The sequence below is a fragment of the Brenneria uluponensis genome (genome assembly GCF_032395385.1).
Taxonomy (GTDB): Bacteria; Pseudomonadota; Gammaproteobacteria; order Enterobacterales; family Enterobacteriaceae; genus Prodigiosinella; species Prodigiosinella aquatilis.
In genome coordinates this window covers 4553151-4565785 of record NZ_CP135917.1, presented here as the reverse complement: position 1 = coordinate 4565785, position 12635 = coordinate 4553151, and the positions used below count along the sequence as shown (strand labels likewise).

The window sequence follows — 12635 nt, the reverse complement described above, 5'->3', positions numbered from 1 at the left end:
ATATAAACCCAAACCCATGATGAAGAGTCAGACCGGGGATTATGATGTAAAGTTCACTGACCTTTCTTCAGTAGAATGTAACCATAATTCATGTAAATTTACAGTTGAAGACAGAAGAACATGATGAGGCCGAAGAGGCCTCACAGGTAGAGAGTGGTATCTTGTGTTTACTTGCTGGCAGGGCGTTCGCCGCGCAGCAAACCTGAAGCGCCGTCAGAATAATCACGGGGTGGCATGCCGACTGGTGCCTGATCGTTATCCGCTTCGGCTTCCGTCAGGCTATATCTGAACGGATTATCCTGCGTGGGTAAATTAGGTAATAGGTTGTTGGAGCTTTTCGCCATATGCTGGTACAACTGACGATAATCATTTGCCATGTTGTCCAGTAGCTCTGCGCTACGGGCAAAATGCCCAACCAACTCCTGGCGATATTGTTCCAATTCCGTTTTGCTTTTCTCCAGTTCATTTTGCAATACCTGTTGCTGACGCAGTTTACGATTGCCAAAACGCATAGCGACAGCACCAATTATGACACCGATAACTAGTCCAATCAGCGCGTACTCCCAGGTCATAATGACTCCTATTTTGACTTAGTTGTCCCGTAGGGTTTTTCCACTTAATAATAGCCACTATAACCGCTAACCTTGCCTGAGTGGAGCCCCGAAGCGAGATGTCGTAAGGTATTATGATATTGCTTACGGCTGCAAGGTGGTTAACTGCTACGATTACGGGCCAAATCGACGTTAACACGCGATAAAATATAACTAACTTTTTTCTCAGGGATTTTGGAGCTATGCAGAGAGTAACCCCTTTGACGCTTTATCAGCGGGCTTTGTCAGCGCAGGAGTATCAGCCGGATGAAGTACAATACCAGACGGTGATTCGGCTGGATAATATTCATCAGGAATTGGTTAAACATGTGCAGGACATTCAGACTCCACCCACAGGGCTGCTGGGGAAGTGGCGTTCATGGCTGGGGGGACGGGAAGAGACAACGACACCGGTACAAGGGCTTTACATGTGGGGTGGTGTGGGCCGTGGGAAAACCTGGTTGATGGATCTGTTTTTCCATGGTTTGCCTTCAAAACGAAAATTACGTCTGCATTTCCATCGTTTTATGCTGCGCGTGCATGAGGAACTGAACCAATTGCAAGGGCAGGAGAATCCGCTGGAAAAAGTTGCTGATGGCTTTAAGTCCGAAACGGATGTGCTCTGTTTTGACGAGTTTTTTGTATCGGATATTACAGACGCAATGCTGTTGGCAGAATTACTTAGAGCCTTGTTTTTACGGGGGATTACACTGGTGGCAACATCCAACATCCCGCCGGATGAGCTTTATCGTAACGGATTACAGCGCTCACGTTTTTTACCTGCAATTGACCTGATTAAGCAACACTGTGACATATTAAATGTGGATGCGGGGATTGATTATCGTCTACGCACGTTAACCCAGGCGCATCTGTATTTGACACCATTGAATGCCTCGACAGAAACGACGATGCGCCAGATATTCAGCCGACTGTCCGGGCAGAAAATTACAACTGCCGGACCGGTACTGGAAATCAATCATCGCCCGTTGGCAACGCTGAGCGCCGGAGATGGTGTAGTGGCGGTGGATTTCTCTACACTGTGTATCGAGGCTCGTAGCCAGAATGACTATATTGCGCTTTCCCGCTTATATCATAGTGTGTTGTTGCATAACGTCACGGTGATGGGAACAAAAGAAGAAAATACTGCCAGACGTTTTCTGGCGCTGGTGGATGAGTTTTATGAGCGACGGGTGAAGCTCATCATTTCTGCCCAGGTACCGATGTTTGACCTCTATCAGGGCGAACATCTGAAGTTTGAATATCAACGCTGTTTGTCCCGTCTACAGGAGATGCAAAGCGAGGAGTATTTGCGCCAGCCCCACCTTGCATAGAGCCAGCTCCACCTTGCATAGAAATAGATCCCTTTTTCTACGGGAAACGATAGAAAAAGGGTCGACCTTTGATACCGACTTCTCTATAATCTTGCGACCCCACGTTACAACAAAGTTTTTTTCCCGAAACTTTATCGTGCTGGCAATAGCTATTCGAAGGGGTAGGTTTGCTGGACTAGATAGCCGTGTGAACCTCAACACTATTTATTGAAGCGTTTGGGTGTTCGCCAACGTGTAACTTAAATTGGGTAAGCTTTTAATGAAAACTTTTACAGCTAAACCAGAAACCGTAAAACGCGACTGGTATGTTGTTGATGCGAGCGGTAAGACTTTAGGTCGCCTCGCTACTGAACTGGCTCGTCGTCTGCGCGGCAAGCATAAAGCGGAATACACTCCGCACGTTGATACTGGCGATTACATTATTGTTCTGAACGCTGAAAAAGTTGCTGTAACTGGCAACAAACGTTCTGACAAGATGTATTATCATCACACCGGTTACATCGGTGGTATTAAAGAAGCGACCTTTGAAGAGATGATTGCCCGCCATCCTGAGCGTGTGATTGAAATCGCGGTTAAAGGCATGCTGCCGAAGGGTCCGCTGGGTCGTGCTATGTACCGTAAACTGAAAGTTTACGCGGGTAATGAGCACAATCACGCGGCACAGCAACCGCAAGTTCTGGACATTTAATCGGGATTAATGGCAATGGCTGAAAATCAATATTACGGCACTGGTCGCCGCAAAAGTTCTGCCGCTCGTGTATTCATCAAACCGGGCAGTGGCAACATCGTTATCAACCAGCGTAGTCTGGAACAGTACTTCGGTCGCGAAACTGCACGTATGGTAGTTCGCCAACCGCTGGAACTGGTCGACATGGTTGGAAAATTTGACCTGTTCATCACCGTTAAAGGTGGTGGTATCTCTGGTCAAGCAGGTGCAATTCGCCACGGTATTACCCGTGCGTTGATGGTATATGATGAGTCTCTGCGTGCTGAGCTGCGTAAAGCTGGCTTTGTCACTCGTGATGCTCGTAAGGTTGAACGTAAGAAAGTCGGTCTGCGTAAAGCACGCCGTCGTCCTCAGTTCTCCAAGCGTTAATTTTTGGCTGCTTTGCAGCGGAATTAATGCCAAGAACCCGGTGCTGGTCACCGGGTTTTTTTCACCTGATATATGTAATGTCTAAAAAATAACCTTTATTTATTAGGGGTTAACTATGAAAGCGTGCTTATATCCCCACAAAACGAACAAAATCTGATACACTATTTGCCGATTTTGTGCCTGTTTGCCAGCTGGTGATTTTTGAGAAAATGACAGATGTCGTCAGCGGTTTCCCGCAGTCCGTAGGAAATTTAAACGCGGCAAGGCCTGCAGGATAATATTCGATCGGTTCTTCGCCGTATTTTTTCGATAAACTTGGAGGTTTTCATGGCTGTCGCTGCCAACAAACGTTCGGTAATGACGCTGTTTTCCGGTCCATCCGACATTTTTAGCCATCAGGTTCGCATTGTGCTGGCAGAAAAAGGGGTTAGTGTCGAAATTGAGCAGGTAGACATGGACAATCTGCCGCAGGATCTTATTGACCTCAATCCTTACGGCTCAGTGCCAACACTGGTTGACCGTGAGCTCACATTATATGAATCGCGCATTATCATGGAATATCTTGATGAGCGTTTCCCGCACCCACCTTTAATGCCGGTATATCCGGTAGCACGTGGTCACAGTCGTCTAATGATGCACCGCATTGAGCTTGACTGGTATTCCCTGATGAACACGGTTATGAAGGGTAATGCACAGGAAGCGGATGTAGCGCGTAAACAGCTTCGTGAAGAGCTACTGGCCATTGCTCCGGTATTTAATGAAACACCTTATTTTATGAGCGAAGAGTTCAGTCTGGTTGACTGTTATCTGGCTCCACTGTTATGGCGTTTGCCGCTGTTGGGCATTGAACTGGTAGGGTCTGGTGCGAAAGAGCTGAAAGGCTACATGACGCGTGTTTTTGAACGTGATGCGTTTCTGGCTTCCCTCACAGAAGCTGAACGTGAAATCCGTTTACAAACCAGAGGTTAAACTACATGGCGTTGTCTCAGTTATCTCCACGTCGTCCGTATTTACTGCGGGCTTTTTATGACTGGCTGCTGGATAATCAACTGACACCACATCTGGTCGTAGATGTCAGCATCCCGGGTGTAGAGGTGCCGATGGAGTTTGCCCGCGATGGGCAGATTGTTTTGAATATCGCCCCTCGTGCTGTAGGTAATCTCGAACTGGCTGATGATAGCGTTCACTTCAACGCACGTTTTGGTGGTGTGCCACGTCAAGTTTTTGTCCCGATGGCGGCGGTCATGGCGGTTTATGCCCGCGAAAATGGGGCGGGTACCATGTTTGAACCGGAACCTGCCTATGAAGCTATTACTGATGAGCTTGAAGATCAGGATGAGAATAAAACGGCTTTGATATCTGTGGTGGATAACGAACCGTCAGCAACAGATGACGATGGTAATCCCAATGATGACCCACCACAGCCCCCCCGGGGCGGAAGGCCGGCACTGCGGGTTGTCAAATAACAGTCTCTAATGATAAAAAAGGGCACACGATAGTGCTCTTTTTTATTATCCAGTGCATTGAAAAATAAAAGAAATAAACTGGTTAGTAAAATTTTATCCATTACTAACATTGCTAGAGGTACATGTGATGCAAACCAGCAAAGGTAGCTGTTTATGTGGCGCAGTAACGATAACTATTCCTGAGCAATACACTCACGAGGTTAGTGTTTGTCATTGTGGCGTATGCCGAAAGTGGGGCAGCGGGCCACTGATGGCGATTGAGTGTCCAGATGGCGTGACGATTGAGGGAGAAGAGAATATTACATCGTATCGTTCTTCTGACTGGGCTGAGCGCGCCTTCTGCAGTAAGTGTGGAACACATTTGTTTTATAAGCTGCTTGAATCAGAAACCTATGAGTTCTCTGCTGGCCTGTTCCCTGACGGGGAAAAGCGGATGATTTCTCAAATCTACATTGATAACAAACCCGATTATTACGATTTTGTGCAGCAAACACCGATGCTGACAGAGCAGGATGTCATTGATCAGTCCGCATCGTGAAAATCTGAATAAAGGGCATGTTTCGGGTGTACCAAAAAAGCAAAAGGCAACTGCTTGAGCTGCCTTTTGTCTGGTTTGTCGTGGTTACACTTCAAGGAAGTTGAGGATGCCCTCTGCGGCTTTACGACCTTCAGCAATGGCAGTAACAACCAGGTCCGAACCTCGGACAGCATCACCACCGGCAAAGATTTTTGGATTACTGGTCTGGAATGCGCTGTCACTGTTTTCTGGCGCAATAATACGCCCCTGACTATCCAGTTTCACATCATGTTTGGCCAGCCAGTCCATTTTATGCGGGCGGAAGCCGAATGCCATGATAATGGTATCTGCTTCCAGCACATGCTCTGAGCCTTCGATAATTTCCGGACGGCGGCGTCCATTGTCATCCGGCGCACCGAGCTCAGTGCGCACCATACGCACCCCACACACTTTACCCGAGTCGTTGATTTCCACACTCATCGGTTGCAGGTTGAATTTGAATTCCACACCTTCTTCTCGTGCATTTTTCACTTCTCGCTTGGATCCAGGCATGTTTTCTTCATCACGGCGGTAGGCGCAAGTGACATGCGTAGCTCCTTGGCGGATTGACGTCCGCACGCAGTCCATTGCGGTATCACCACCACCTAGAACGACCACACGTTTACCTTGCATGGAAACATAAGGCTCATCCTCTGTGGTGGCAAACCCCATCAGTTGCTTGGTATTGGCAATCAGATATGGTAGTGCATCATAAACGCCCAGCGCATCCTCATTTTCCAACCCACCACGCATGGATTGATAAGTCCCGACACCCAGGAATACGGAATCATATTCTTCCAGCAGGTCGCTTAACTGGATGTCTTTACCCACTTCGGTATTTAACTGGAATTCGATACCCATTTCGGTGAAGATTTCGCGGCGCTTAATCATCACTTCTTTTCCCAGCTTGAACGATGGAATACCAAAAGTCAGTAGTCCACCAATTTCAGGATGGCGATCATACACTACGGCTTTCACACCGCTGCGGGTTAGCACATCGGCACAGCCCAGTCCTGCGGGCCCGGCACCAATAATCGCCACACGCTTGCCAGTAGGTTGAACGTCGGATACGTTCGGCTTCCAGCCCATTTCTATAGCTTTATCATTGATATATCGTTCTATGTTTCCGATGGTAACCGCACCGAATTCATCATTCAGTGTACAGGAACCTTCACATAACCGATCCTGAGGGCAGACGCGGCCACAAACTTCTGGCAGGCTATTGGTTTGATGTGACAGCTCTGCCGCTTCAATAATGCGCCCTTCGTTAGCCAGTTTCAGCCAGTTTGGAATGTAGTTATGCACCGGGCATTTCCATTCACAATAAGGGTTACCGCATGCCAGGCAGCGATCTGCCTGGGCTTTTGACTGGCCTTCCGAGAACGGCTCGTAAATCTCAACAAATTCAATTTTACGAATTTTCAGCGGTTTTTTGGGCGGATCAACGCGCTGTAAGTCGATAAATTGATAAACATTCTGACTCATGATGACCTCTTACTGCGCCTGTACCCGCAGCTCAGCTGCGGAACGACTACGATGACCCAACAACGCTTTCACATCACTTGACTTTGGCTTAACCAGAGCAAATTTTGATACCCATGCCGGCCAGTTGGCCAGAATCTCTTCGCCATGCTGGGATCCGGTATGATGAACATGCTCGGTAATTAGTCCACGCAGGTGCTCTTCATGAATCGCCAGATTCTCTACGTCCAGCACTTCCACAAGTTCTGAGTTGACGCGTTTACGAAACTCACCGTCTTCGTCTAGAACATACGAGAAACCGCCAGTCATCCCTGCACCGAAGTTGACGCCGGTGCGGCCCAGAATACAGACAATGCCTCCAGTCATGTATTCACAGCCGTTATCGCCGATACCTTCCACTACGGTAATCGCACCGGAGTTACGTACGGCAAAGCGTTCTCCGGCACGACCTGCGGCAAACAGCTTACCGCCAGTGGCACCATACAGACAGGTATTGCCGACAATGCTGGCTTCATGACTGCGAAACGCGGAGCCGACGGGAGGGCGCACAGAGATAATACCGCCCGCCATGCCTTTACCTACGTAGTCGTTGGCGTCACCGGTCAGAGCCAGCTCAACGCCACCAGCGTTCCAGACGCCAAAGCTTTGCCCGGCTGTACCGTTAAAGTAAGCCTTGATCGGGTCACTCGCCAGTCCCTGGTCGCCATGCCGTGCAGCAATCACACCGGACAAGGTGGCGCCTACAGAGCGGTCGGTATTACGAATATCGAAATAGAGTGCTTTGCCTTGCCTGGATTCGACATGTGACTGAGCCTGCTCCACCAGCGCTTTGTTGAGTAATCCTTTGTCGAACGACGGATTATTCTCGGTACAGTACAGCGCCTTACCTGGATGAGGTTGTGCAGTATGCAGTAACGGTGACAGATCCAGCTTGTTTTGTTTGGCAGTGAAACCATCCAGTTCAAGTAGCAGGTCAGTGCGGCCTATTAAACCGACTAGACGACTTACACCTAGCTCGGCCATCAGCAGACGGGTTTCCTGCGCGATAAAATTGAAGTAGTTAACTACGCGTTCTGGCAGACCGTGATAGTGATCGCGACGCAGTTTTTCATCCTGGGTGGCAACACCTGTAGCACAGTTATTCAGGTGACAGATACGCAGGTATTTACAGCCGAGAGCTACCATTGGGCCAGTACCAAAGCCGAAGCTTTCCGCACCCAGAATGGTCGCTTTGATAATATCCAGACCGGTTTTCAGTCCACCATCCACCTGCAGACGGATTTTGTGACGTAAACCGTTAGACACCAGTGCTTGCTGGGTTTCTGCCAGACCAAGCTCCCACGGACAGCCAGCATATTTCACTGATGTTAACGGGCTGGCGCCGGTGCCGCCATCATAGCCGGCAATAGTAATCAGATCGGCATAGGCTTTAGCCACACCAGTGGCGATAGTACCTACTCCCGGCTCAGAAACCAGTTTGACTGAAATCATGGCTTTTGGGTTGATCTGTTTCAGGTCGAAAATCAACTGAGCCAAATCTTCGATAGAGTAAATATCATGATGTGGCGGTGGTGAAATCAGAGTAACGCCGGGCACTGAATAGCGCAGTCTGGCAATATATGGGGTTACTTTATCCCCCGGTAACTGGCCGCCTTCACCTGGTTTGGCTCCTTGTGCGACCTTGATCTGGATAACATCAGCATTGACCAGATAAGCGGGTGTAACGCCAAATCGACCGGAGGCAACCTGCTTGATGCGGGATACTTTATTGGTGCCATAACGCGCTGGGTCTTCGCCACCTTCACCGGAATTGGAAAAACCACCCAGGCTATTCATGGCTTCAGCCAGTGATTCATGGGCTTCTGGGCTGAGCGCACCGATAGACATGGCAGCCGTATCAAAACGTTTGAACAGTTCTGTCGCCGGTTCCACCTGGTCCAGCGCGATGGCCGCTCCTTCCTGTGGTTGTAGCGCCAGGAGATCGCGCAGCGTCGCCACCGGACGGTGGTTTACCAGGTTGGCATATTGCAAATAGTCACTGTATTTACCACTGTGAACTGCTGCCTGTAGCGTTTTTACTACATCCGGGTTGTAGGTGTGGTATTCACCATCGTAAACGAATTTCAGCAAACCGCCCTGGTCCAATGTATGACGTTTCAACCAGGCGCGTTTTGACAAATTAAGCAGATCTTGCTCAAAATCACTGAAGTTGGCTCCGCTGATCCGACTGACTACACCCTGAAAACAGAGGGATGAAATATCCTGGTGCAAACCGACGGCTTCAAACAGTTTGGAACAGCGGTAGGACGCCACCGTTGAAATGCCCATCTTTGACATGATCTTGTACAGACCTTTGTTGATGCCGTTACGGTAGTTCAGCATCACGGTACGGTATGGTTTCTCGATGGTGCGATTATCTACCATCCGGGCCAGTGTTTCATAGGCCAGATAAGGGTAAATGGCAGTAGCACCAAAGCCGAGCAGTACCGCAAAATGGTGTGGATCACGGGCGCTGGCGGTTTCAACGATGATGTTGGCATCGCAACGCAGGCTCTTCTCCACCAGACGGCTCTGAATGGCACCTACCGCCATTGGTGCCGGTACTGGCAGGTGATCCTGCGTGATGCTCCGGTCGGAAAGTACCAGCAATACTGCGCCGTCACGGACTTTGTTTTCCGCTTCGTCGCACAGTTTTTCAACCGTTTCCTGTAGCGTCTGCTGTTTTGGGTCGAACGTCAGATCGATCCTGTCCGCACGGTAATGCTGCTGATCCTGATTGATCAACTGGTTGAAATCGGAGTAGAGCAAAATCGGTGATTTAAAGCTCAGGCGATGGGCCTGACCCTCCGCTTCACAGAATACGTTCATTTCCCGACCGATACAGGTTGATAGCGACATAACATGTGCTTCGCGCAGTGGGTCGATAGGCGGATTCGTTACCTGGGCAAACTGTTGGCGAAAATAGTCATAAATAATACGCGGACGGCTGGAGAGCACGGCAAACGGGGTGTCATCACCCATGGAACCGGTGGCTTCCTGACCGTTCTCACCCAGCACGCGCAGGATTTGATCCAGCTCTTCTTTGCTATAACCAAATTGCTTCTGATAGGTTTCCAGCATGGTATCGTCCAGCTCGCGGCTACCCACTTGTTCATCAGGTAACTCTTCAAACGGCACGAGACGCTTAACGTTCTTTTCCATCCACTCTTTGTAGGGATGGCGGCTTTTCAGATCATCATCGGTTTCTGCTGAGTGCAGGATGCGGCCATTACGGGTATCGATAACCATCAGTTCACCTGGCCCGACACGCCCTTTTTCGATCACTTCGTCCGGTTGATAATCCCAGATACCAATTTCAGACGCACAAGTAATCAGTTTGTCTTTAGTGATGACATAACGTGCTGGACGCAGACCGTTACGGTCCAGGTTACAGGCAGCATAACGCCCATCAGACAGTACCAGACCTGCCGGACCATCCCATGGCTCCATGTGCATAGAGTTAAAGTCGAAGAAAGCACGTAGTTCCGGATCCATATCCGGGTTGTTCTGCCATGCCGGTGGCACTAGCAGGCGCATGGCGCGCACGATATCCATCCCGCCAGCCAGAAACAGTTCCAGCATATTATCCAGCGAGGTGGAGTCCGAGCCAGTTTCGTCCACAAATGGGGCCGCATCTTGCAGATCCGGGATCAGCGGCGTTTTGAATTTGTAGGCACGAGCGCGGGCCCACTGACGGTTCCCCGTAATGGTGTTGATCTCACCGTTGTGCGCCAGATAACGGAACGGTTGAGCCAGACGCCAGCGTGGTACGGTATTGGTGGAAAAGCGTTGATGGAACAGGCAAATGGCTGATTCCATACGCAGGTCTGCCAGATCCAGATAAAAACGCGGCAGATCCGTCGGCATACACAGGCCTTTGTAGATGTTCACTACATTGGAGAAGCTGCACACGTAGAAATCGTTATCTTGTACGCGCTTTTCAATACGGCGGCGCGCCATGAATAAGCGGCGTTCCATATCACGTTGACGCCAACCTGCCGGAGCATTCACAAAGATCTGTTCAATACGCGGCAGTGAGGACAACGCGATTTCACCCAGGACATCCGGATTGGTGGGCACTTCGCGCCAGCCAACCACAGAAAGGGTTTCATTCTGCAACTCTTCTTCTACAATCTTGCGGGCGGCACGGGCCTTCTCTTCATCCTTATTAAGGAACATCATGCCGACGGCATAATTTTTCGCCAGCCTCCAACCATGCTCTTCGGCGACCAAGCGGAAGAAGCGGTCAGGTTTCTGAAGCAATAGACCACAGCCGTCACCGGTCTTGCCGTCAGCAAGAATCGCGCCACGGTGCTGCATACGGGCAAGCGCGTGAATGGCAGTACGCACTACTTTATGGCTCGGTTCACCTTCTATATGGGCGATTAATCCGAAACCACAGTTGTCTCTCTCTTGGGATGCATCGTACAACATATTCAGTGAACCTCCCCAGGCTCTATATGACTCTCTCCCACCAGTCAGCGGGCACCTTTGTGCGAGCGATATCCAACTGACGTAAATATAGCGTCAGTGGGTTTTGCCGCTCTCTTTTCCGGCCTATCGTGACGATCTCACAAGTGATAATAACTTGCTTGATGAGGGAGTCTTCTTCTTACTGCATAAATATGACGAGACATCATCTCGCCAGGAAAGCTTCCAGCGGATTCCCAAATTAGCGAGAAACCCTGTTCAGGTCAAATATCAATATCAAACCTGACTTTCAGGGATAATATTTACTTATTCATATGAAAGATAAGCATTTTTACAATTAAAAGAAGGTGTTGGCAAGATACGGGGAGTCATTTAAATGTGAGCTGTATCACTATGCTAATGACGAATTATGACCGCGACATGCTGCTATATCTTCTCTTATCGGCATCTTATTCTGTTTGAATCTAATTTTTTACTTTATGTCACTGTTTTTTATCTTCACGTCATCTTTTAATGAAATCGGCTGGGAGGATAAGAAAAATTAATCGGCTGGGATATGATTTTATTTTCAATAAAAATGAATAACCATGCACTTTAACGCGCCGGAGCGGGATTGATCGTAGTCATCGCGGTAAAACAGATGAAAGAGTAGGCTGCTGTTCCTGCGGGGGAAGAACAGAATATGCAATTACAAAAAATAATCAATATGTTTGGTGGTGACCTTCAGCGTCGTTATGGGGAAAAGATCCATAAGCTTACGCTGCACGGTGGGTTTAATTGCCCAAACCGGGACGGCACTCTGGGGCGTGGCGGCTGTACGTTTTGTAATGTGGCGTCATTTGCGGATGAACACATGCAACAAATTAGTATCACCCAGCAGCTGGAGACGCAGGCAGGAAAGGTAAATCGTGCTAAACGTTATCTGGCTTACTTTCAAGCCTATACTAGTACTTACGCCGAAGTTCAGGTATTGGAGTCCATGTATTGCCAGGCACTGGAACAGGCGGAGATGGTTGGATTATGTGTGGGAACCCGGCCTGATTGCGTCCCAGACGCTGTGTTGGATTTACTGGCCGGATATCGGGAGCAAGGTTATGAGGTATGGTTGGAACTGGGATTGCAAAGCGCGAGTGATAAAACGTTGCATCGTATTAACCGTGGACATGATTTTTCCTGCTACCAGGAAACGGTTTATCGTGCCCATATTCGTGGCCTAAAGGTTTGCTGTCATCTTATTGTCGGTCTGCCTGGAGAAGATGCCAAATGTTGTCTGTCAACGCTGCAACAGGTTGTTGATACAGGTGTTGAGGGGATAAAGCTGCACCCGCTACACATTGTGGATGGCAGTATTATGGCTAAAGCATGGCGAGCCGGGCGGTTATCGGAACTGACACTGGAAAATTATGTGGCAATCGCCGGGGAAATGATTCGGTATACGCCACCGGAAATTGTTTTTCACCGGATTTCTGCCAGTGCCCGCCGACCCACATTGCTGGCCCCACTGTGGTGTGAAAATCGCTGGACCGGCATGGTTGGACTCAACAACTATTTGCTGGAACATGGTGTGCAAGGCTCTGCATTAGGTCACCCCTATCAGTATCATCCTGCCTGAAGACCGATATTCGTGGCGGTTCGCAAATTAAC

10 protein-coding genes are annotated in these 12635 nt (G+C 49.1%); 7 read left to right on the top strand and 3 right to left on the bottom strand.

Features of this window, described 5'->3' with window-relative positions:
• Nucleotides 1-167 precede the first annotated feature (167 nt).
• Nucleotides 168-572 carry a Z-ring associated protein ZapG gene (gene zapG / locus RS889_RS21280; RefSeq protein ID WP_021014168.1) on the bottom strand — a complete coding sequence of 135 codons (405 nt, stop codon included), beginning with the start codon at nucleotides 570-572 and terminating at the stop codon, nucleotides 168-170.
• A 221-nt stretch (nucleotides 573-793) separates the two neighbouring features.
• On the opposite strand from zapG, the gene zapE reads away from it, so the two are divergent.
• The 6 genes from zapE (at nucleotide 794) to RS889_RS21250 (ending at nucleotide 5021) form a co-directional block, all read left to right on the top strand.
• On the top strand, nucleotides 794-1921 hold the full coding sequence (gene zapE, locus RS889_RS21275; RefSeq protein WP_315708639.1) for a cell division protein ZapE: 1128 nt from the start codon (nucleotides 794-796) through the stop codon (nucleotides 1919-1921).
• A 259-nt stretch (nucleotides 1922-2180) separates the two neighbouring features.
• Nucleotides 2181-2609 carry a 50S ribosomal protein L13 gene (gene rplM / locus RS889_RS21270; RefSeq protein WP_021014170.1) on the top strand — a complete coding sequence of 143 codons (429 nt, stop codon included), beginning with the start codon at nucleotides 2181-2183 and terminating at the stop codon, nucleotides 2607-2609.
• Between the two features lie 15 nt (nucleotides 2610-2624).
• Nucleotides 2625-3017, top strand: a complete 393-nt coding sequence (gene rpsI / locus RS889_RS21265) for a 30S ribosomal protein S9 (protein WP_021014171.1) — start codon at nucleotides 2625-2627, stop codon at nucleotides 3015-3017.
• Between the two features lie 327 nt (nucleotides 3018-3344).
• Nucleotides 3345-3986: a stringent starvation protein SspA gene (gene sspA / locus RS889_RS21260; RefSeq protein ID WP_021014172.1), complete on the top strand. Its 642-nt coding sequence runs from the start codon at nucleotides 3345-3347 to the stop codon at nucleotides 3984-3986.
• Nucleotides 3987-3991: 5 nt separating this feature from the next.
• Nucleotides 3992-4483: a ClpXP protease specificity-enhancing factor gene (sspB, locus tag RS889_RS21255; RefSeq protein WP_021014173.1), complete on the top strand. Its 492-nt coding sequence runs from the start codon at nucleotides 3992-3994 to the stop codon at nucleotides 4481-4483.
• A 127-nt stretch (nucleotides 4484-4610) separates the two neighbouring features.
• Nucleotides 4611-5021 (top strand): GFA family protein, encoded by a 411-nt coding sequence (locus RS889_RS21250; RefSeq protein WP_315708638.1) that lies wholly within the window; start codon nucleotides 4611-4613, stop codon nucleotides 5019-5021.
• Between the two features lie 84 nt (nucleotides 5022-5105).
• Here the strand turns inward: RS889_RS21250 and RS889_RS21245 are convergent, their stop codons facing one another.
• Entirely contained in the window at nucleotides 5106-6524 is a 1419-nt protein-coding gene (locus tag RS889_RS21245) for a glutamate synthase small subunit (protein ID WP_315708637.1), read from the bottom strand.
• 9 nt (nucleotides 6525-6533) lie between these two features.
• Nucleotides 6534-10994: a glutamate synthase large subunit gene (gene gltB, locus RS889_RS21240; RefSeq protein ID WP_315708636.1), complete on the bottom strand. Its 4461-nt coding sequence runs from the start codon at nucleotides 10992-10994 to the stop codon at nucleotides 6534-6536.
• 679 nt (nucleotides 10995-11673) lie between these two features.
• Between gltB and mnmL the strand changes: the two genes are divergently transcribed.
• On the top strand, nucleotides 11674-12603 hold the full coding sequence (mnmL, locus tag RS889_RS21235) for a tRNA modification radical SAM protein MnmL/YtqA (protein ID WP_021014177.1): 930 nt from the start codon (nucleotides 11674-11676) through the stop codon (nucleotides 12601-12603).
• Nucleotides 12604-12635 lie beyond the last annotated feature (32 nt).

Bases quoted from the DNA above. Each gene is read 5' to 3' on its own strand.
- zapG (WP_021014168.1), bottom strand. From the start codon at position 572: ATGACCTGGGAGTACGCGCTGATTGGACTAGTTATCGGTGTCATAATT.
- zapE (WP_315708639.1), top strand. From the start codon at position 794: ATGCAGAGAGTAACCCCTTTGACGCTTTATCAGCGGGCTTTGTCAGCG.
- rplM (WP_021014170.1), top strand. From the start codon at position 2,181: ATGAAAACTTTTACAGCTAAACCAGAAACCGTAAAACGCGACTGGTAT.
- rpsI (WP_021014171.1), top strand. From the start codon at position 2,625: ATGGCTGAAAATCAATATTACGGCACTGGTCGCCGCAAAAGTTCTGCC.
- sspA (WP_021014172.1), top strand. From the start codon at position 3,345: ATGGCTGTCGCTGCCAACAAACGTTCGGTAATGACGCTGTTTTCCGGT.
- sspB (WP_021014173.1), top strand. From the start codon at position 3,992: ATGGCGTTGTCTCAGTTATCTCCACGTCGTCCGTATTTACTGCGGGCT.
- RS889_RS21250 (WP_315708638.1), top strand. From the start codon at position 4,611: ATGCAAACCAGCAAAGGTAGCTGTTTATGTGGCGCAGTAACGATAACT.
- RS889_RS21245 (WP_315708637.1), bottom strand. From the start codon at position 6,524: ATGAGTCAGAATGTTTATCAATTTATCGACTTACAGCGCGTTGATCCG.
- gltB (WP_315708636.1), bottom strand. From the start codon at position 10,994: ATGTTGTACGATGCATCCCAAGAGAGAGACAACTGTGGTTTCGGATTA.
- mnmL (WP_021014177.1), top strand. From the start codon at position 11,674: ATGCAATTACAAAAAATAATCAATATGTTTGGTGGTGACCTTCAGCGT.